Origin of the sequence: Bacillus cereus group sp. MG16 (assembly GCF_040459875.1) — a bacterium.
Lineage (GTDB): Bacteria > Bacillota > Bacilli > Bacillales > Bacillaceae_G > Bacillus_A > Bacillus_A paranthracis.
Genome location: NZ_JARVHE010000001.1, coordinates 4,628,189 through 4,648,032, shown reverse-complemented (window position 1 = coordinate 4,648,032; position 19,844 = coordinate 4,628,189). Strand labels below are relative to the sequence as shown.

Here is a 19,844-nt window from a genome sequence, read left to right as displayed (position 1 = left end):
TTACATCTAGCAGCTTTTTTCGTCTTCATACATATGTAAAATTTCTTTCGCACGTATACGTAAACCATCTATCAATTCTTTCGGTTCTAAAACTCGTGCATCTTTCCCAAGTCTATAAAATAAAGGGATAATAAAATTTATTTCACCTTTATCAATTGTTGAATGTATATATCCTGTCCCGTCCCCGTTTACTACAACGAATTCTTCAAGGTAAGGCACGCTTTTACATTGGCGTACACCTTCTGTTGTTAGTAAAACATGTAACTGAGTAGGACTATGTATTACGTTAGAGTTAGAGGCAAACCACTCTTCTAAATTCATGAATGTATCTTCATTTTCTTCCGTTGATAATATAGAAAGAATACGATCAACGCGATACAGTAATACTTTTTTTTTACTGAAGTCATAGGATGGTAAGTACCATAGCCCGTCATGAGCATATACACCGATAGGATGAACATGCTTTGTTTTTATCCCCGATTTAGATTCGTATTGAAAGTGTAAATTTTTATTTTTAATAGCCGCAGTTAGTACTTCATTTAAAAGAGGTGTATCAATCGTTCTCTTCGGATTCCAAAAAGCAATATAAGAACGTATTTTATCAACTTTCGTTTTCGCATCATGTTGTAGGGAGCTATACAGTTTATGTGTAACGGAATTGATTTCTGTGTTAAAAGGCAAGTCGCGATAGTAACTTAAAGATTGAAAAGCAAAAAAGATGGAGACTGCTTCTTCTTCCGTAAATAAGATAGGTGGAATGACTCTATTCGTTAATACTTTATAGCCGCCGTTACGACCTTGTTCTGCGTAAATGGGCAACCCCATATCACTTAAATCTAAAATGTATCTATGGACAGTACGAACGGAGATATTAAATTCATCAGCTATTTCTTGCGCTGTAAATGTCTTTTTGGCAGAAGCAAATATAAGAATATCTAATAAGCGTTTAGCTTTTGACAAATGTATCACCTTTTTTCTTTTTAACATGACATAAATTGTCATGTTTTATTGTTAGTATATTGTTTACATCATATGTTATCAAGATGATTATCAAGATGAGATGCAAGGAGGAAAAGATATGTCACGTGAAATTGTTTTATTTATTGCAGCGAGCTTAGATGGATATATTGCGAAAGAAAATGATGATTTAGAGTGGTTAATGGAAACGGAAGGAGAGGGAGATAACGGTTATACAGAAATGTATGAAACGATTGATACAATAATTATGGGGAAAAGAACGTACGATTATGTAGTAGAGCATATGGACACATTCCCGTATGTAGATAAAAAATGTTATGTTTTCTCTAACTCAGAAAAAGGTTCAAACGAACATGTGGAGTTTGTAAATGAAGATGTAGTGGAGTTTACGAAAAGGTTGAAAGAGCAAGAAGGATCTAAAATATGGATGGTCGGTGGAGGGAGTCTACTGAGAGAGTTCTTTAAGAATAATTTAATTGATGAATATGTTGTTACAATTACACCGCATATATTAGGTTCTGGAGTTCCGTTATTTCAAGATAAGAATCCCGAAATTAATTTAACTTTAACGGATACGAAACGTTTTGGGCAATTTGTAAATTTATATTATACAGTAAAATGATAAAGAAACACGACTACTGATGGTAGTCGTGTTTCTTTACAGATGGTAATGAAATGATAAAGCAAGATCCGTGATCGACTTCACTCGTTACAGTAATATTCCCGCCGTGTAGTTCTACAATTTCTTTCACGATAGAGAGACCTAAGCCAGTTCCGCCTGTAGCTCGTGATCTAGCTTTATCCACTCGATAAAAGCGGTCAAAAATGTGAGGGAGGTCTTCAAACGGAATACCTTCGCCTTCATCTTCCATTGTAATGGAGATACGTTTATTTTCTTCTATAACAGAAATATGAATTTGAGAATGTTCTTTTGAATGTCTATAAGCGTTATTCAAAATGTTCACCACAACTTGTTCGAATCGTTGTTCATCTAAGTTTACTAGCAGTGTAGGAGGACAGGAGAAAGAAACTGTAATGTATCTTTCTTTATACATGGCGTTTACTTTTTCGGATATGCGAGTCAGGAAGGTGTGTAAATGTACTTCCTTTACTTGAATAGAAAAGTTATGTTGTTCCATTTGTGCAAGTGAAAATAAATCTTGAACTAAGTTTGTAATGTAATCAGACTCATCTTTTATAATAGATAAATATCGTAAACGTTGTTCAGGCGATGTGCTTTCTTTTAATGCTATATCCGCATAACCCCTTATATATGTTAACGGTGTTCGTAATTCATGAGCAACACTTGCTAGAAATTCACTTCGCTCTGTTTTCATATAATGTAAATCATTAGCAAGCGTTTGAATAGACGATGCTAGTTCACCAATTTCATCATTTCGAGTAGTCGTTAACGAAACGGATAAATCACCTTTACTCAGTTTTTCAGTGGCATGTTTCATGTGTAACAATGGTTTTGTTAACAACCGTGATAATAGAAAGATGGTGATGGCTGTTAATAGAAAAGTAATGACTCCAGCAATAATAAATTGTCTTGTTAGCCCGTTCACCATTTCTTCTATTGATGCTGTTCCAAGAAACATATATACATAGCCTTCTGTTTTTCCTGCGACTATAATTGGACTAACTGTACATATATAATTAGATGTTTTCCAGTGATTCTCTATAATTGCTCCGTCATGATCTGTCCGCGTTTGCATCTTTTCAATATGCTTTTTTATAGTAGTATTTATTTCATTGGATTTAGCTAGTACTTCCTTATTTGCATTTGTAATAACAACAGTGGTTTCGGCTTCGGATTCCATTAGTGCAACATGAGAGATTGTTTGCTTATCAAAATACTTTTCAAGGACATCTCTGTGACTATTTCCGCGCTTTAATAAAGCTGTCATTTCTTCATTTACTCTATTGTTGACAAGGCTATAATAAAGCGAGACAAATAGAACACTTTCGATTAAAAGTGTAACAATTAAAAAATAAAATCCGAGCTGAATAGAAATTCGCTTCATTGCTTTGCTCCTTAATCTAGAGTATCAACCCATCGATATCCGACTCCGTAAACAGTTTTTAAATGATCATCAATAGGGAAATTTACTTTTCGTAATTTATCACGCAAATTACGAATATGTGAATCGACTGTTCTATCTTCTGTATTTGTATTTAATCCCCAAATTCGTTCAATGAGCTGATCACGGCTTAATACGTAGTTCACATGACGTAAAAATAATCCGAGTAAAGAGAATTCGATTGGAGTAAGAAGAAGTTCTTCATTATGGACAGAAACGGAGTGCTTCGCTTCATCCCATACAATCCCGTGATATTGGATTTGTTTATGTTCATTTGTGCGCCTTAAAACAGCTTCAATTCTTTCGAAAAGCTCCTCCTCATGGAAAGGTTTCGTTACGTAATCATCCGCTCCGAGTTTTAACCCTTGGACGACATCTACTGTTTGATCACGAGCGGTAACCATAATAATAGGAACGTTACTAAATGAGCGGATTTTTTTGCACGTCTCCCATCCGTCCATCGTTGGCATCATAATATCGAGTAAAATAAATTTAAAGTTTTGATTTTCTATATGTGAAATCGCTTCTTCTCCTGATCGTGCACATATGCAGTTATATCCAATTGGAGTAAGATAAAGCGTTAATAATTCAAGCATTCTCGGTTCATCGTCTACGAGCAGTATATCAATCATAGAGAGCCCTCCATATGTAATCTTTACTTAAATTGTAATGCAAAATCATGAAGAAATGGTGCAGATTGTAATACGTCTGCATAATTTCTTCAGAATTGCTTGTTATTGTAAAGTTGAAATTCCATTTTAGGTAATGATATTGGCTCGAAAATGATTCATACGGAGGCGGTATAGTGAAAAAGATGACCCGAGTTTTTGGGATAACAATAATTACAGCAGTTGGTCTTGCGGCATGTGGACAAACAAATACAGATCATAAAAATCATGAATCTAAAGAAGAGAAGAAAACAGAGCAGAAGGAAATGAAAATGAATCAGGAAGTAACTGCGCCGAAAGAAATGAATCAGGGTGCATCAAATGATTTATTAACGACAAGTTTAAAAAATGTAACGAGATTAAACACAAATGATCCTCTTCAAATGGCAGTATTAACTTCGCAGACGATATGGCCAGCAACGCATAAAGAGAATCAACCCGGTGCTATTATTTTAGTACCAGTAAAAGACTGGCAATTAGGTATTGTAAGTGCAGACCTTATTCATCATCCGAATAACGGACCGATTCTATTTATAGAAAAAGAAAAGGTACCCGAAATGACATTAAAAGAAATAAAACGATTAAATCCGCTCGGAACGAAAGATGGAACACAAATTATGGTGATGGGGGATGTCGATGCATCTATCCTTGAGCAATTAAAAGAGTATAAAGTAAAGCAAATAAAAGAAACGGATCCAGCTACATTTGCAAAAGATGTTGATAAAGAGTATGCGGATATAACAGGTAGTTATCCGAATAGTGTTATTATCGGTTCATCTGAAGAAGAAGGACGTTTATATACAACACCAGCTGTAAACTGGATTTCTCATATGCCAGAACCACTACTTTATACAGACAAGAATAAAGTGCCAGAAGCGACGATAGAGGCATTAAAGATGAGAAAAGATAAAGCGAATATATATGTATTAGGACCAGAAAAAGTTGTTTCAAAAGAAGTGGAAAAAGAGTTAAGCAAATATGGAAAAGTAACGCGTATTAGTGGAGAGACTCCGATAGAGAATTCTATTGCATTTGCGAAATTTAAAGATGAAAGAACAAAATTTGGATGGGGGTTCACGAAACCAGGCCATGGTGTATCATTTGTTTCAAACAAAACACCAGACTTAGCAGTTGCAGGAGCACCATTTTCACATATGGGTAAACATGCACCTGTTATCTTTTTAGAGGAAGGAAAAGCTTCACAACCAGTGTATGACTTCCTTGCAAGTATTCAACCGAAGTTTAAAGATGACCCAACACTTGGACCGTATAACCACGGCTTCCTATTAGGAAGTACGAGTGATATTTCATTTGAAACACAAGGAATATTAGATGAGAGATTAGAGATTGTGCAAGAAAGTGGTCAAGGTCACGGTGGACATTAATGAAACGAGAAAAGATGCTACTAAGTTAGCGTCTTTTTCTTTAGGAAACTTTTACATAGCACAAAATCCTCTACTCGTTATATAATAACTTTCGTGCAGTCGGCTAGATTTTCTTATGGAGAAAATCAAATGATAAAGTGAAACTTTAATCATTGGGGGGCATCCCCCAATGATTATTAACCTTCACCAATCGAGCTTTTATGGGCAGTTGATCCCCACCTAACTTCTTTGCTGTCTCTGAATTTTGAGGTAGGGTCTTACTGCCCGGCAAATAGCGGGGTAAAAGAGTAGAGGAGTGGTATTTTGTTTCAAACGATAAAAAATGATTGGTTCTCCAACGTGAAAGGGGATGTGCTATCAGGAATAGTTGTTGCTTTAGCGTTAATCCCTGAAGCAATTGCTTTCTCTGTTATTGCAGGTGTGGATCCGACCGTAGGCTTATACGCAGCCTTTTGTATTGCAGTTACCATTTCATTTGTTGGTGGAAGAACTGGAATGATTTCAGCTGCAACAGGTGCGATGGCATTATTAATGGTAACGCTCGTTAAAGATCATGGTTTGCAATATTTATTTGCTACAACAATAGTAACAGGTATTGTCCAAATTATTTTCGGCGTATTCAAACTGAGCTCATTTATGAAGTTTGTTCCGAAATCTGTTATGAGTGGTTTTTTAAATTCACTTGGAATTTTAGTTTTTACAGCACAATTGCCACATTTTAAAAATGCAACTTGGCAAATGTACGCGCTTGTCGCATTAGGACTTGTAATTATATATGTATTTCCACGTATTACGACGGCTGTACCGTCTACACTTATTTCCATTATTATTGTGACAAGTATTGCAATTATGAGTGGATTACAGTTGAAAACAGTAGGGGATATGGGAAGCCTGCCGAAAGAATTACCGTTCTTTAGTATTCCTGACGTGCCTTTTACACTTGAGACATTAGGGATTATTTTACCGTACGCAGTTATGCTTGCAATTATCGGTTTACTAGAGTCTTTATTAACAGCTTCAGTTTTAGATGATATGACGCATACGGAAAGTAATAAGCATAAGGAAGCACGTGGACAAGGGATTGCAAACATTGTCACTGGTTTCTTCGGAGGAATGGCAGGATGTGCAATGATTGGTCAATCTGTTATTAATATTAAATCAGGTGGACGTGGACGATTATCGACGTTTGTAGCGGGTGGATTTTTGATCGTATTACTATTCGTTTTAGGGGACTATGTTGTTCATATTCCGATGGCAGCTTTAGTTGCGGTTATGATTATGGTTTCAATCGGAACATTTGATTGGAACTCTGTAACAACAATTCATAAAGTACCAAAAGGAAATGCATTTGTTATGATCGTAACAGTTGTGGTTGTCTTAATTACACATAATTTAGCATTAGGTGTAATTATCGGAACAGTAATTAGTGCGGTTTTATTTGCATTCAATATGGCAAAGATTCACGTGAAACATTTATATATTGAAAATAAGAAAATATACGAAATTCACGGCCAACTTTTCTTTGCATCTACGGCAGATTTTATAAATAATTTTTCATTTGAGGAAGATGTAAAAGACATTGAGTTGAATTTTACTCACGCACACATATGGGATGATTCAGCAGTGGCATCAATTGATAAAGTTATCATGAAGTATGAACAAAGTGGCGTGAAAGTAAGTATAACGGGATTAAATGAACGTAGCGCAAAACTTGTTACAAATTTAGCTACTTATAATAAAAGAATTGCTAGTTAGAAGCCTCCTTTTTAGGGGGCTTTACTATATAATATGAGTAGGATAACGAAAAGGGGATTCAGCATATGTATAAACAAATTATATTAGCATGTGACGGTTCTGAACATGCACTTCGAGCAGCGGAACATGCAACATATATTGCGAAATGTAGTGAAGAAACAAATGTTGAAGTTGTGTACGTAGTAGATAATAGAACGGCAAAATCAGATATTATACAAGGCCAAACGGATTTAGAAACAGTATCAGCTAGTCGAAAAGATAAATTAAAAGAGATTGAAGGTTTATTAAAGAAAGAGAACATTTCTTATAAAATTACGATATTACATGGCGATCCAGGAGATACAATTGTTCAATACGTAAATACAGGAGATATAGATCTTGTTATTGCTGGGAGTAGAGGGTTAAATACATTGCAAGAAATGGTGCTTGGTAGTGTCAGTCATAAAATAACAAAGCGTGTGAAATGTCCGGTAATGATTATTAAATAAATTGAGTGAGATATTCTGTAGTGTAAGCAGGGCCTTGATATAATTCAAGGTCTTTTTTGACGTATAGAAGGGGAGAGTGTGGACATAATAGGTATATAAGTTTTAGAAAATATTAACTTACAAATTTGTAAGTTTGTTGTCAGAAAAATCGATGTTATGACAATTATTCCATTGGTAAAATAAAAGTATCGAAGGGGAGAGAGGGAGGATGAAAAAGATGAAAGCATTTCAAGATTTATCATATAGCCAAGGTGTCGGTCTTATTTGTTTAGGGGGATTTGCTGCATCTGTTACGTTAGCTGTTGTAATAAAGATGATTCATCAAATCTTTTGATTTTAGAGTGGGGAAGGAATTGGTTGTTATTAATAGCACTAAAAAGGTTGTAAATAAAAAATAGCTCCTGGCATGTATGTAGATGCTAGGAGCTATTTTTATGATTATTTTTCTACTTCTGGCTTTTCACTTGTTACAGTAACGTCTTTCCAATGTGAAGTTATTTGATTCACTTCAGTGTTGACATCATAATTTTTTACGCGCTTATTAACACCTGTTAAATCAAATGTGTAATGAATTGGAATCATCGGTGCTTCGTCATGAATTAATTTTTGCCATTTATCGTATACTTCTTTACGATATTTTTCATCAGTAGCTTTTTCTGATAATCCTGCGTCTAATAACTTCGTATTTTCATCATTTACCCAGCGCTGATAGTTAAATCCAGCATTTTTGCCCCATAGGCCAGAAAGGTCAGGGTCAGAGCCAGTGTTCCAAGCACCAGAGAAAATATCAACTTTCGGATCATCTTTTTTAATCATATCACGCATAGCATTAAATTCATGTAAGCGTCCGTCAACAAGTTCTACTTTTAAGCCGATATCTTTCCAAGATTGAATATAGAATTTAGCCAGTGGTTCACTTGTTTCACTACCGTTACTAGCTAGGAAGTTAATTTTAAATTCATTACCTTTTGGATCCTCGCGGAATCCATCACCATTTTTATCTTTATAGCCAGCTTCGTCTAATAGTTTTTTCGCTTTATTTACATCTAAGTTATATGCGCCAACATTGTTATTATGATACTTTGGCATAGATGGTGGAATTGGAGAATTAGCTGGAACACGAAGTCCGTGATATACTTTTTCTCCTAATTTTTCTCTATCAATTGCATACGCCATCGCTTGACGTAAACGAACGTCTTTGAACTTATCGTTATCCATTACAGCTTCATTCTTTGCTTTGTCCATATGTCCGAACTTAAATCCGATATAAGTGTATGCAAGGTCAGTTTTACCAATTAGTTGTGTGTTTTTTAATTTACTTACGTTCGGATATTGATCAGCAGTAATTGCTGCAATATCAATATCACCTTTTTTCAGAGATGCACTAACAATAGATGGGTTTACAACTTTTAATGTTACATTTTTTAGTTTAGGTTTGCCACCCCAATAATCATCGAAGCGCTCATACTCAACTGATTCACCAGGGACGATTTTCTTCACTTTAAATGGTCCGAATCCAATTGGATTTTGACGGATCTTATCAGATTCAGCCAGTTTTTCAATTGGTATATCACCTAAATATTTTTTAGGTGTAGGATATGTCCAAATACCAGTTTTCAGTGAAGGGTTTACTTCTTTATAAGTAATGGAAATTGTTTTTGGATCGACTACTTTAATACCAGAAATTTTGTCAGCTTTTCCAGTGTGATATTCTTCCATACCTTCAATCATTTGCATTTGTGTATCGTAACGGATACCTGTATATTTACTATTCCCAATAATTAAGTAAGAATATTCTAAATCCTCAGCTGTTAAAGGGTTACCATCGTGCCATTTTACATTATCTTTAATCTTAATTGTAATTGTTTTTTTATCTTCAGAAATTGTATACGTTGCAGCACCATCATTTGTAATTTCCCAGTTTTTATCTGTAGCTAATAATTGTTCATCAAAGAAATCCATAATTTCTGAATCTGGAGCAACTTCATACAATACCCTACTTAAAACACCAGAGAAAGGTGAATTTGAAACGAGTCCATAAGTTAATGATCCGTCTTTAATTTCTTTACCATCATTTTTTACAGCAGCACTAAATTTATTTGTTTCTACTTTTTTCGTATTTGCTTTTTTGCTACCGCTATCAGCACCCCCACATGCAGATAGTAATAATGTTGAAGCAGCAAGTGTACTTAATACTTTGTACAATTTTGGTTTGTTCATAACTTCTCCACCCCTTAACCTTTTCTTTGTCTCGCATCAGCCGCACGCTTTAACGCTTGACCAATAAAATTTATACACAGCATCAACACTAAAATCATGATTGATGCGGGTAACCAGATCCACCATTTTTCTTGCAATACATCTGGGTTTGTTGCATAACTTACAAGTGTACCAAGACTCGGTGTACTTTCTGGTAGACCAAATCCTAAGTAAGTCAAACTAGATTCAATCCCGATGTTACCAGCAAGATTTAATGTAATATTTACGATAATAATAGAACTTAAATTAGGTAATATTTGCTGGAAGATAATCTTCCAATTTGGTGTTCCTAACGTTTTGGATGCAGATACGTAATCAAGTTCTTTCTCAGTTAATACTTTAGAGCGTATAAGTCTTGCTTTTCCGACCCATAAGAAAGCGGTCATTATGAGAATAAATGTAGTAATATTGAAAGTTGGAACGAGTGAGATAAATACGATAACAATCATTAAGAATGGTAAAATCATCATAAAGTCGATAAAACGCATGATGATGTTATCGACAACTCCTCCAAAATAGCCAGCAATTAGTCCCATTGTAAGACCGATAAGAGTTGATAAAAGAGTGATGGCTAAACCAACTGTAAAGGAATTACGTGTACCAATAATTAATTGTCCGAAAATATCACGGCCTCCATAATCAGTTCCTAGCCAATGTTCAGCAGAAGGAGGATCATAAATGGCGAACAGATCGACTCGAACGATATCTTCTTGTTTCATAATAAATGAAGTTGTATAAACGGCTATTAATATTAAAGCTAAAAAGAATAGGGAAAACATTGCTAGTTTATCTTTACGAAATTCGCGCCACATAATGGAGAAACCAGAAGGGCTCTTTTCGTAATGAATGACTTCAGTTTGTTTTTCAGGATTTGCTAACATAACGTTTCTTCACCTCCATTAATCAATACGAATACGTGGATCAACGATGCTTAGAATAATATCGGAAAGAAGAGTCCCGAGTAGCGTTGCGAATCCAGTAAATAATACAAGAGCAGTTACGACACTGAAATCACGTTGAGTAATAGATTGGAAAAATAGTTGTCCAATTCCTGGGTAGCCGAAAATATTTTCTAGAATAATAGAGCCACCAACTAAACCTGTAATTTCATATCCTAAAAATGCTGCAATTGGTAAAAATGAATTTCGTAAAATATGTCTGGAATATACTTTAGATTCTGGTACACCTTTTGCTTTTACTGTGCGTACAAAATCTTTATGTTTCGTATCAATAATTTCACTTCGTAAATATTGTACAGTTCCTACAGTGCCAATTAATGCCCCAGATAAAGCTGGTAAAATCATATGATTTAATTTACTTAAATAGTAATCAAATGATCCGGCTGCCACTTGTGGATCAACGCTACCACTTGTAGGGAAGATCGGGTATAAAAAGCCGAATAAGAATAACATTACTAATCCGAAAATAAATAGGGGTGTACCAAATCCTAAAAAGTTATAGAGTGTAATGAGTCGATCAGCCCACGTATCATTCCAACGCCCACTTATAACGCCAAGTGGAATGGCGATTAAATAAGTAAGAATAAGAATTAGAAGAGCTAACAGCACTGTATTACCAAGGCGTTCCCCAATAATATCTGTTACTTGTATTTTATGTGCGTAAGAAATACCGAAATCCCCTTGTACGGCATTTGAAATCCACCTTACATATTGTGTGGGAATAGGATCATTTAACCCAAGTTTCTCACGTTGTTCTTCAATTACTTTTGGATCGGCTTTTGGGTTTGCGAGTTCAGCGCCACTTAATGCATCACCTGGCATTGCTTTAGCAAGTGTAAAGACGAGTACGCTTAATACGAATAATTGCGGTATCATAACTAAAATCCGGCGTAATATAAATTTCCACATGTTTTATCACTCCCTTATGGTAATGCCACCCGGTGAGTTGGCGAGATTGGTTTTAAATCGTAAGCACGTCCATTTTCATTGAAATAATTTTCGTATGATTTTTCGTACTCAGCGCTTACTTCACGACGCAATTTACGCTGTTGTTCGCGGTTTTCCGGACGAATATCAGGAATAGCTGATATTAGGCGCTTCGTATAGATGTGCTGTGGGTTATTATAAATTTCAGTACTAGTTGCTTCTTCCACAATGCGTCCGCGATACATAACACCGATACGGTCACACATATGGCGAATTACACCTAAATCATGACTAATAAATAAGTATGTTAGTCCGAGTTCAGATTGTAAATCTTGTAAGAAGTTTAAAACTTGCGCTTGTACTGACACATCAAGTGCAGATACAGGTTCATCTGCGATAATAAGCTTCGGTTTTAGTGTAAGTGCGCGTGCAATACCAATCCGCTGTCTTTGTCCACCGGAAAATTCATGTGGGTATTTATAAATAGACTCTGGATTTAAGCCAACTTTATCAAGATAATCTTGAACAGCTCTACGCTCTTCATCAGGTGAGAGTTTCTCAAAATTCCGAAGTGGTTCAGCGATAATATCCATAACACGTTTCTTCGGGTTTAAGGATGAATAAGGATCTTGAAAAATCATCTGAATATCTTTTCGTTGTTCTCTTAGTTCTGAGCGACTTAATTTTGTTAAATCTCTATTATTAAAATGAATGCTACCGCCTGTTGCTTTTGTTAAGTGCATAATTGCTTTTCCAGTTGTTGATTTGCCGCTCCCAGATTCCCCAACGATTCCGTACGTTTCGCCAGGTTGTAGTTCGAAGCTTACGCCATCAACAGCACGAACGTAATCTAATGTACGACCGAAAACACCACCTTTAATTGGAAAGTGTACTTTTAAATCTTCTACTTTAAGCAGTGCCATGAGTTACGTCATCTCCTTTCTTATCTTGGAAGTTAAAATGTTTGTAGCAAGTGCAACGTACCCAATGGTCTGGTTTTACTTCATGTAAAACGGGATTTTCTTCATGTTGATCAGGTCTAATCCACGGAATTCGTGCTTGGAATCGACAACCTGTGCGAGGTAACTTAGCTAATGTCGGCACAACACCTTGAATAACATGTAATTTTTCCTTTTCAGCATACGCAGATGGAATAGAGTTTAATAGAGAACGAGTATATGGGTGAAGAGGGTTATTAAAAATTTCTTCAACTTTTCCTGTTTCTACAACTTGTCCAGCGTACATAACGACGATACGATCGGCTGTTTCTGCGACAACACTTAAATCGTGAGTAATTAAAATAATGCCCATTTTCGTTTGTTCTTGAATAGATTTTAGTAAGTCTAAAATTTGTGCTTGGATGGTTACGTCAAGAGCCGTTGTTGGCTCATCTGCAATAATAAGTGCTGGGTTACAAGCAATTGCAATTGCGATAACAATTCTTTGTCTCATTCCGCCAGATAATTCGTGTGGGTATTGTTTATATGTAAGTTCTGGTTTTGGAATACCAACTTGATGAAGTAGTTCTAAGGTACGTTCTTTCTTTTCAACTTTTGAAAGGCTTGTGTGGTAGTCTAAATTTTCTTCGATTTGTTTTCCAACTGTCATAAGAGGATCGAGTGCTGTAAGAGGTTCTTGGAAAATCATACCGATGTTTGATCCGCGTACTTTATTCATCTCTGCGGCTGACATCGTTAGTAAATCCTTATCTCTATAGTTAAGCTGCCCTTGTAATTTTGTATTTGCTTCATTATGCAGTCGCATAATGGAAAGGGCAAGTGCACTTTTTCCGCAACCTGATTCACCAACTATCGCGACAATTTCATTTTCATGGACAGTTAACGAAACATCATCAACTGCGGCATGATATTGATCTTGTATGCGAAAGGAAGTCTGTAAGTTTTCAATGCGAAGAAGTGGATTCTTCATGGCTATCCCTCCATCTTTCTGAAAAGACTAAATATTTTGTATGTTGTTGTTATTTTAATATAAATTGACAATGTTTGACAAGCATAAGTTGAGAAAATATTCAAAAATCTTTTTATATAGAGATTGGATGCATGTATATAAGTAGTTGAAGCGCTTTGAAAACGCTAACATGTATAAGAGAGGGAAATAAATCTTTTGTAAGAAAAAAGTATTATATGTAGAAAAAAGAGAGACGTTCTGGAAAGAACAGTCTCTCTTTTTTTGATAAGAATAATATTAGTGCTTAAGCTTGCTTTTGTTTTGGAGATCCTGTCTTTAAAGTAAGAGCAAGGAAGAACATTGCAAGTACACAAGATACAAGTAATAAGATGAATCCACCATCCCATCCGAATGCATCGACGATAAAGCCCATAGCGGCACTAGCGAAAGCTGCTCCGCCTAAGTAACCGAAGAAGCCAGTTAATCCAGCTGCAGTTCCAGCCGCTTTCTTTGGTGCTAAGTCAAGAGCGTGTAGACCAATTAACATAACAGGTCCGTAAATTAAAAATCCAATTGCAACAAGTGCGATACTATCAACCATTGGATTACCAGGAGGGTTTAGCCAGTACACAAGAACGGCGATAAATACACCAACCATAAATAAAATACCAGCAGGTGCGCGGCGTCCTTTAAATAGTTTATCACTCATCCAGCCGCAAAGAAGTGTACCTGGAATACCAGCCCATTCATATAGAGCATAGGCTGTACGTGAACTACTATGAGTAAAGCTTTTTTCTTCTACTAAATAAGTAGGAGCCCAGTCTACAACACCGTAACGTACGAAATAAACAAAAACGTTTGCAATAGCGATGTACCATAAAAATTTATTGTTTAATACGTATTTAAATAAAATTTCTTTTACCGAAAGTTCGCGTTCGCGATCTTGTACTTTTTCATCTGGTGGATATTCTCCAGTATGTTCTTCAATAGAAGGTAATCCGCAAGATTGAGGTGTATCTCTCATCGTAATTAATACATAAATACCAACTAAAATTGAAAGAATACCTGGGAAGTAAAAAATACTTTTCCAGTCATTTGCAAAGAAATATAACCCTAATGTTACAAGGGAAGGCATAAGTGCGCCACCGACATTATGAGCGACGTTCCAAATAGACATTTTTGTACCACGTTCACTAATAGAGAACCAGTGAACCATTGTACGACCACAAGGAGGCCATCCCATCCCTTGTACCCATCCATTTAAAAACTGAAGTACAAACATAAGTATAATGCTCGTTGTAATGAAAGAAAATGAGCCGAAAATAATATTAATGATACCTGATAAAAATAGTCCAGCTGCTAAAAAGTAGCGAGGATTACAACGATCGGATACGATACCCATAAGAAATTTACTTAATCCGTAAGCGATAGAAACTGCTGAAAGGATAACCCCAAGCTCCCCTTTACTAAAGCCTTGTTCAATTAAGTATGGCATTGCTAGTGAAAAGTTTTTTCGAACAAAGTAGTAACCTGCATAGCCGATGAAGATACCTAAAAATACTTGTAAACGTAATTTACGGTATTCACTATCAACGCGATCAGCTGGTAAGCGTTCCGCGTGGGGCGCAGGTTTAAAGAATTGTGTGAAAAACATAAAATGAAAATCCTCCCCAAATTAATTCGAAGTGTCGTAAGTCAGAGAGAATATAAAAAGGCCATGAAATATAAAAAAGTTTCCTTTTTTATGATTCATAGCCGTGTACTCCGATTCTCCGTGACTGTCAATATTAACTTCGTCGAAAATTATACAACTTTGTGACAAAAATGTAAACGTTTTTACGGATAAAAAGTATTGACGGATTTTGTTCGTCGGATTAATATTTAAATACATTAAATATTTTATTGTTTAAATAAGAGGTGGATAACATGCCAAATGATATGACGCATATCGATAAAATTCAAGCTCTTGCCTTTTCGATTGGAAAGAAAATGCAGACAGAGTTATTAGAACAAATGCAAGCAACAGGACTTACACCACCGCAGTTTTATATTTTAAAGATTTTAGATCATTATGGAGCTTCAAGGGCGACAAAATTAGCAAAAAAGATGTATGTAAAGCCTAGTGCAATTACAGTGATGATCGATCGCTTAATTGACCAAGAGCTTGTAGAGCGTTATCACGACAAAGAGGACCGTCGTGTTGTCGTCATTGAGTTAACCAAAAAGGGGAAAGCTAGAGTAGAAGAGGCAATGACCGCTCGTAATGAGCACATTGCAAAATATTTCTCACATTTAGAATTACAAGAAAGAGAAGATTTGTTACGCCTCTTTGAGAAGTTAGAAACAATTATTTGCGGGACACAAGAGAAAAAAGAGAATAACTAAGAGGAATTGAGGAGATTACATGGAGCAACAAGAAAATATAAATAGAAAGTTGTTGTTAATCGGTTTAATCATTGCGATGCTATTTGCTGCCTTAGATGGAACAATCGTTGGTACAGCAATGCCACGTATCGTTGGTGAACTAGGCGGATTAAGCTTAATGACGTGGTTAACAACAGCTTATATGTTAACATCAACGACAGTTGTACCAATCGCAGGTAAATTAGCGGATTTACTTGGCCGTCGTAACGTATATATAACAGGGCTAGTTATCTTTATGGTTGGCTCAGCATTATGTGGTATGGCAAATGGTATGACAGAATTAATTATTTTCCGTGGTATTCAAGGTCTTGGCGGCGGTATTATGATGCCGATGGCTATGATTATTATTGGAGATATGTTCACGGGGAAAGAACGTGCGAAATGGCAAGGTATTTTTGGTGCGTTATACGGTCTTGCTTCTGTAATTGGACCACAAGTGGGTGGTTGGATTGTAGATGCAGTGAACTGGAGATGGGTATTCTACATTAACTTGCCAGTTGGTATTTTAGCAACAATCTTTATTGCAATGGGATTAAAATCACATAAACAAACAGGACCAATTAAAATTGATATCGCTGGGATCTTTACGATGATTCTCGGTGTTGTAAGTTTATTACTTGCATTAACGTTTGGTGGAAAAGATTACGCATGGGATTCTTGGCAAATTATCGGGTTATTTGCATTAGCTTTAATTGGTATCGTTAGCTTTGTTATCGTTGAAACGAAAGCGGAAGAACCCATTTTACCGATGCATTTCTTTAAAAATCGTACATTTACATTACTAAATGCGATTGGATTCTTTATGAGTATTGGAATGTTCGGTGCGATTATGTTCGTACCATTCTTTATGCAAGGAATTGTAGGAGTAAGTGCTGCTGAATCAGGTACAATTATGACGCCAATGATGATTACAATGATTGTGATGAGTATTATTGGTGGGCAACTTGTATTAAAAGTTGGTGTAAAACCACAAATTATTACAGGAATGCTTATAATGGCCGGAGGGTTCTGGTTATTAACAACGATGGATATGCACACAACTAAATTGACTGCTACTTCTTATATGATGGTTATCGGTTTAGGAATGGGTCTTGTAATGCCGACATTAACGTTAGCGTTACAAGAAAGCTTCCCGAAAAAAGATCTTGGTGTCGTAACATCATCAAGTCAGTTCTTCCGTCAAATCGGCGGAACATTTGGTATTACAATTTTAGGATCAATCATGAATAACACTTCAGGTACAACGTTAACAAAAAATTTAGTACCTGTATTAGATACATTCCCAAAAGAAGCGGGACAAATGGTAACGAAATTTAAAGATATGATTCATACAGATCCGCAAGGCTTATATTCAATGTTATTTAGTCCAGAGGCATTAAAACAAATGCCAGAAGCATTCGCTAATAGCATTGTACCAATTTTGAAAAACTCTTTAGTAGACTCACTTCATACTGTATTCTTAACAGGATTAGTATTTATCGTAGTAGGCGCTATCTTTACGATTTTCTTACAGAAGATTAAACTGTCAGATCGTAAAAAAGATGCTGAAGAGCCAGCTACAGAGGAAAAAGAACAAACTGTATCCTATTCGTAATGAAAAAGCATCGCCTTATGGCGGTGCTTTTTTGAGTATAACCTTAAAAGCTTTTTCGTGAGAAATGATTGACGTATTTCTAGAAATACGTTATATTATTTTCTGTAAACGGTTACATGAAATGGAGAGGGAAGAAAATGAGTACGATTAAAGACGTTGCGAAATTAGCGGGAGTATCTGTTGCGACCGTTTCCAGAGTGTTAAATAAAAATGGATATGTTCATGAAGATACGTTAAAGAAAGTAGAACGAGCGATTGAGATGCTAGACTATAAGCCTAGTACAGTAGCGCGTTCACTGTATAATAAAAAATCTCGTTTAATTGGCTTAGTTGTTCCAAATATCGTGAATCCATTCTTTCCAGAAGTTGCACGTGCCGTAGAAGATGTAGCGCATAAGCAAGGGTATACAGTTGTACTTTGTAACTCTGATGAAAGTTTAGAGAAAGAAAAGCAATATATTGATGTACTTAGGCAAAATAATGTAGATGGATTTATTGTAGCGACAAATCCACAAAATAGTGTGAATTACATGAACTTGTCAGTACCAGTCGTTGCAATTGACCGTATGTTTAATGAGCGTATACCTGCTGTGTATGCAGATAACTATGCGGGAAGTCAGGCAGCGACAAAGTTATTAATAGATAAAGGCTGTAAACATATTGCGCATATTCGTGGACCGCGTGACGTAAGTACAGCGAATGAACGTTTTGAAGGCTTTGTAGACGTTATTACGCAAAATAATCTTTCTTACATGATTGCAGAGAGTACATTTGATCCAGCTAATAGTGAGCGTGTAGCGGTGGAACTATTAGAACAATACCCGCATATTGATGGAATTGTTGCTGGGAATGATTTAATTGCAATAGGTATCGTAAAGGCTGCGCTTCAAAAAGGGATTTCTATTCCGGATGATTTACAAATTATCGGATTCGATGGAATTTCTTTAACAGAGATGATGTATCCATCTATTACAACTGTTGCACAGCCAATTTATGAAATGGGGAAAATTGCAACAGAACTGCTGTTAGAGCAGATGGAAGGAAACGTATTAGAAGAGAAACACTATCGTTTACCGATTGAAATTATAGAACGAAATACAACGAAATAAGGAGATGAAATAGATGCCAAATATTGCAGTAGTAGGTAGTATTTCAATGGACTTAGTGGCTGTTTCAAAAAAACGTCCGAAAGCAGGAGAAACAGTAATTGGTGAAGCATTTCATACAATTCCAGGAGGAAAAGGAGCTAACCAGGCGGTTGCTGCAGCTAGATTAGACGCAAATGTAGCGATGGTTGGAGCGGTAGGAGACGATAATTATGGAACTGTAGTTAGAAAAAATTTAGAGAACGAACGCGTTTTTATCGACTATGTGGTACCGGTTACAGATGTAGCGACCGGAATTGCTCATATCGTTTTAGCAGAAGAGGATAACAGTATTGTTGTCGTGCAAGGGGCGAATGCTCTTGTCAATGAGTCGGTTGTAAATCGTTCAAAAGATCTTCTTATAAAAGCTGATATGGTTGTGCTTCAACTAGAGATTCCGCTTGAAACAGTAAAATATGTATTAGCTATTTGTGAGGAACACAAAATCCCGGTTATGTTAAATCCAGCGCCAGCACAAGTGTTATCAGAAGATATTTTAGAAAAGGCAACTTATATTACGCCAAATGAACATGAGTGCCGCATCGTATTAGATGATTTCACATCGCCAATTGAAGATTTACTAGCTAAATATCCAAATAAACTATTGATGACAGAAGGTTCTAACGGTGTACGTTTCCATAATGGTACGGAGATTGTACATGTTCCTAGCATTGCTGTTGATGTAGTAGATACGACTGGAGCTGGTGATACATTTAATGGTGCATTAGCAGTTGCGCTTTCTGAAGGAGAAACACTTCAAAAAGCAATTCGTTTTGCGAATATTGCTGGTGGTCTTTCTGTAACGAAACTTGGGGCGCAAGGCGGTATGCCAACGAGAGATAAAGTACGTGAAGTGCAGGTGATTGTCGGATGAAGAAGCACGGCGTATTAAATAGTGAGATTGCATCAATCCTTGCTTCACTTGGGCATACGGATACGATTGTAATTGCTGATTGCGGTTTACCAATTCCTGACGGAGTAAAAAGAATTGATTTAGCTGTTGAAATAGGAAAACCTAGCTTTTTAGATGTATTGCAAGTGGTAGCTGATGATATGGCAATTGAAAAAGTGACGTTAGCAGAAGAGGTTATTAACAATAATGCAGAAATAAATAAAGAGATTGAGCTGAAATTAGTAGAGCCAGCGTTTGAATATGTATCTCATGAACAATTTAAAGAGCATACAAAGAAAGCGAAGGCCATTATTCGTACAGGCGAGGCTACGCCTTATGCCAATGTAATTTTACATGCAGGCGTGATTTTTTAATAAA

At 36.1% G+C, this 19,844-nt stretch carries 19 protein-coding genes; 10 read left to right on the top strand and 9 right to left on the bottom strand.

Going from position 1 to position 19,844, the window contains the following annotated elements:
* Positions 1-6 precede the first annotated feature (6 nt).
* Positions 7-1,002, bottom strand: a complete 996-nt coding sequence (locus QCI73_RS24270) for a helix-turn-helix transcriptional regulator (protein WP_353823919.1) — start codon at positions 1,000-1,002, stop codon at positions 7-9.
* Positions 1,003-1,078: 76 nt separating this feature from the next.
* On the opposite strand from QCI73_RS24270, the gene QCI73_RS24265 reads away from it, so the two are divergent.
* On the top strand, positions 1,079-1,600 hold the full coding sequence (locus QCI73_RS24265; protein WP_353823918.1) for a dihydrofolate reductase family protein: 522 nt from the start codon (positions 1,079-1,081) through the stop codon (positions 1,598-1,600).
* Positions 1,601-1,613: 13 nt separating this feature from the next.
* On the opposite strand, the gene QCI73_RS24260 is transcribed toward QCI73_RS24265, so the two are convergent.
* Together QCI73_RS24260 and QCI73_RS24255 are read right to left on the bottom strand one after the other, a co-directional pair.
* Positions 1,614-3,005: a sensor histidine kinase gene (locus tag QCI73_RS24260; protein ID WP_327923626.1), complete on the bottom strand. Its 1,392-nt coding sequence runs from the start codon at positions 3,003-3,005 to the stop codon at positions 1,614-1,616.
* 11 nt (positions 3,006-3,016) lie between these two features.
* A complete protein-coding gene (locus QCI73_RS24255) occupies positions 3,017-3,694 on the bottom strand; it encodes a response regulator transcription factor (RefSeq protein ID WP_353823917.1) in 678 nt (225 codons plus the stop codon).
* A gap of 173 nt (positions 3,695-3,867) precedes the next feature.
* On the opposite strand from QCI73_RS24255, the gene QCI73_RS24250 reads away from it, so the two are divergent.
* The 4 genes from QCI73_RS24250 to QCI73_RS24235 all read left to right on the top strand — a co-directional run bounded on the left by QCI73_RS24250 (position 3,868) and on the right by QCI73_RS24235 (position 7,692).
* Positions 3,868-5,115, top strand: a complete 1,248-nt coding sequence (locus QCI73_RS24250; RefSeq protein WP_353823916.1) for a cell wall-binding repeat-containing protein — start codon at positions 3,868-3,870, stop codon at positions 5,113-5,115.
* Between the two features lie 303 nt (positions 5,116-5,418).
* Positions 5,419-6,870: a SulP family inorganic anion transporter gene (locus QCI73_RS24245; protein WP_353823915.1), complete on the top strand. Its 1,452-nt coding sequence runs from the start codon at positions 5,419-5,421 to the stop codon at positions 6,868-6,870.
* A gap of 65 nt (positions 6,871-6,935) precedes the next feature.
* Entirely contained in the window at positions 6,936-7,358 is a 423-nt protein-coding gene (locus QCI73_RS24240; RefSeq protein ID WP_353823914.1) for a universal stress protein, read from the top strand.
* Positions 7,359-7,566: 208 nt separating this feature from the next.
* Positions 7,567-7,692: a DUF4027 family protein gene (locus QCI73_RS24235; RefSeq protein WP_080776439.1), complete on the top strand. Its 126-nt coding sequence runs from the start codon at positions 7,567-7,569 to the stop codon at positions 7,690-7,692.
* A 104-nt stretch (positions 7,693-7,796) separates the two neighbouring features.
* On the opposite strand, the gene opp4A is transcribed toward QCI73_RS24235, so the two are convergent.
* The 6 genes from opp4A to glpT all read right to left on the bottom strand — a co-directional run bounded on the left by opp4A (position 7,797) and on the right by glpT (position 15,065).
* The gene (gene opp4A, locus QCI73_RS24230; protein ID WP_327923621.1) at positions 7,797-9,578 is read right to left on the bottom strand and encodes an oligopeptide ABC transporter substrate-binding protein; all 1,782 of its coding nucleotides are present in this window, start codon (positions 9,576-9,578) and stop codon (positions 7,797-7,799) included.
* Between the two features lie 14 nt (positions 9,579-9,592).
* On the bottom strand, positions 9,593-10,498 hold the full coding sequence (locus QCI73_RS24225) for an ABC transporter permease (protein WP_000880733.1): 906 nt from the start codon (positions 10,496-10,498) through the stop codon (positions 9,593-9,595).
* Between the two features lie 18 nt (positions 10,499-10,516).
* On the bottom strand, positions 10,517-11,485 hold the full coding sequence (gene opp4B / locus QCI73_RS24220; RefSeq protein WP_000265445.1) for an oligopeptide ABC transporter permease: 969 nt from the start codon (positions 11,483-11,485) through the stop codon (positions 10,517-10,519).
* A gap of 14 nt (positions 11,486-11,499) precedes the next feature.
* The gene (locus tag QCI73_RS24215; protein WP_327923620.1) at positions 11,500-12,426 is read right to left on the bottom strand and encodes an ABC transporter ATP-binding protein; all 927 of its coding nucleotides are present in this window, start codon (positions 12,424-12,426) and stop codon (positions 11,500-11,502) included.
* Positions 12,413-13,432 carry an ABC transporter ATP-binding protein gene (locus tag QCI73_RS24210; RefSeq protein WP_000795378.1) on the bottom strand — a complete coding sequence of 340 codons (1,020 nt, stop codon included), beginning with the start codon at positions 13,430-13,432 and terminating at the stop codon, positions 12,413-12,415. The genes QCI73_RS24215 and QCI73_RS24210 overlap by 14 nt, the downstream gene beginning before the upstream one ends.
* A 283-nt stretch (positions 13,433-13,715) precedes the next feature.
* On the bottom strand, positions 13,716-15,065 hold the full coding sequence (glpT, locus tag QCI73_RS24205; RefSeq protein ID WP_000466370.1) for a glycerol-3-phosphate transporter: 1,350 nt from the start codon (positions 15,063-15,065) through the stop codon (positions 13,716-13,718).
* 272 nt (positions 15,066-15,337) lie between these two features.
* Here glpT and QCI73_RS24200 point away from each other — a divergent pair, with 272 nt between their 5' ends.
* The 5 genes from QCI73_RS24200 (at position 15,338) to rbsD (ending at position 19,840) form a co-directional block, all read left to right on the top strand.
* Positions 15,338-15,796: a MarR family winged helix-turn-helix transcriptional regulator gene (locus tag QCI73_RS24200; protein ID WP_001132364.1), complete on the top strand. Its 459-nt coding sequence runs from the start codon at positions 15,338-15,340 to the stop codon at positions 15,794-15,796.
* 19 nt (positions 15,797-15,815) lie between these two features.
* A complete protein-coding gene (locus QCI73_RS24195; RefSeq protein WP_000437635.1) occupies positions 15,816-17,429 on the top strand; it encodes an MDR family MFS transporter in 1,614 nt (537 codons plus the stop codon).
* A 137-nt stretch (positions 17,430-17,566) separates the two neighbouring features.
* Positions 17,567-18,538 carry a ribose operon transcriptional repressor RbsR gene (rbsR, locus tag QCI73_RS24190; protein WP_046198899.1) on the top strand — a complete coding sequence of 324 codons (972 nt, stop codon included), beginning with the start codon at positions 17,567-17,569 and terminating at the stop codon, positions 18,536-18,538.
* A 13-nt stretch (positions 18,539-18,551) separates the two neighbouring features.
* Positions 18,552-19,448, top strand: coding sequence for a ribokinase (gene rbsK / locus QCI73_RS24185; protein WP_353823913.1), 897 nt, complete (start codon positions 18,552-18,554; stop codon positions 19,446-19,448).
* Positions 19,445-19,840, top strand: a complete 396-nt coding sequence (gene rbsD, locus QCI73_RS24180) for a D-ribose pyranase (protein ID WP_000716155.1) — start codon at positions 19,445-19,447, stop codon at positions 19,838-19,840. The genes rbsK and rbsD overlap by 4 nt, the downstream gene beginning before the upstream one ends.
* Positions 19,841-19,844: the final 4 nt, after the last annotated feature.

Bases quoted from the DNA above. Each gene is read 5' to 3' on its own strand.
- QCI73_RS24270 (WP_353823919.1), bottom strand. From the start codon at position 1,002: ATGACAATTTATGTCATGTTAAAAAGAAAAAAGGTGATACATTTGTCA.
- QCI73_RS24265 (WP_353823918.1), top strand. From the start codon at position 1,079: ATGTCACGTGAAATTGTTTTATTTATTGCAGCGAGCTTAGATGGATAT.
- QCI73_RS24260 (WP_327923626.1), bottom strand. From the start codon at position 3,005: ATGAAGCGAATTTCTATTCAGCTCGGATTTTATTTTTTAATTGTTACA.
- QCI73_RS24255 (WP_353823917.1), bottom strand. From the start codon at position 3,694: ATGATTGATATACTGCTCGTAGACGATGAACCGAGAATGCTTGAATTA.
- QCI73_RS24240 (WP_353823914.1), top strand. From the start codon at position 6,936: ATGTATAAACAAATTATATTAGCATGTGACGGTTCTGAACATGCACTT.
- QCI73_RS24235 (WP_080776439.1), top strand. From the start codon at position 7,567: ATGAAAAAGATGAAAGCATTTCAAGATTTATCATATAGCCAAGGTGTC.
- opp4A (WP_327923621.1), bottom strand. From the start codon at position 9,578: ATGAACAAACCAAAATTGTACAAAGTATTAAGTACACTTGCTGCTTCA.
- QCI73_RS24225 (WP_000880733.1), bottom strand. From the start codon at position 10,498: ATGTTAGCAAATCCTGAAAAACAAACTGAAGTCATTCATTACGAAAAG.
- opp4B (WP_000265445.1), bottom strand. From the start codon at position 11,485: ATGTGGAAATTTATATTACGCCGGATTTTAGTTATGATACCGCAATTA.
- QCI73_RS24215 (WP_327923620.1), bottom strand. From the start codon at position 12,426: ATGGCACTGCTTAAAGTAGAAGATTTAAAAGTACACTTTCCAATTAAA.
- QCI73_RS24210 (WP_000795378.1), bottom strand. From the start codon at position 13,432: ATGAAGAATCCACTTCTTCGCATTGAAAACTTACAGACTTCCTTTCGC.
- glpT (WP_000466370.1), bottom strand. From the start codon at position 15,065: ATGTTTTTCACACAATTCTTTAAACCTGCGCCCCACGCGGAACGCTTA.
- QCI73_RS24200 (WP_001132364.1), top strand. From the start codon at position 15,338: ATGCCAAATGATATGACGCATATCGATAAAATTCAAGCTCTTGCCTTT.
- QCI73_RS24195 (WP_000437635.1), top strand. From the start codon at position 15,816: ATGGAGCAACAAGAAAATATAAATAGAAAGTTGTTGTTAATCGGTTTA.
- rbsR (WP_046198899.1), top strand. From the start codon at position 17,567: ATGAGTACGATTAAAGACGTTGCGAAATTAGCGGGAGTATCTGTTGCG.
- rbsK (WP_353823913.1), top strand. From the start codon at position 18,552: ATGCCAAATATTGCAGTAGTAGGTAGTATTTCAATGGACTTAGTGGCT.
- rbsD (WP_000716155.1), top strand. From the start codon at position 19,445: ATGAAGAAGCACGGCGTATTAAATAGTGAGATTGCATCAATCCTTGCT.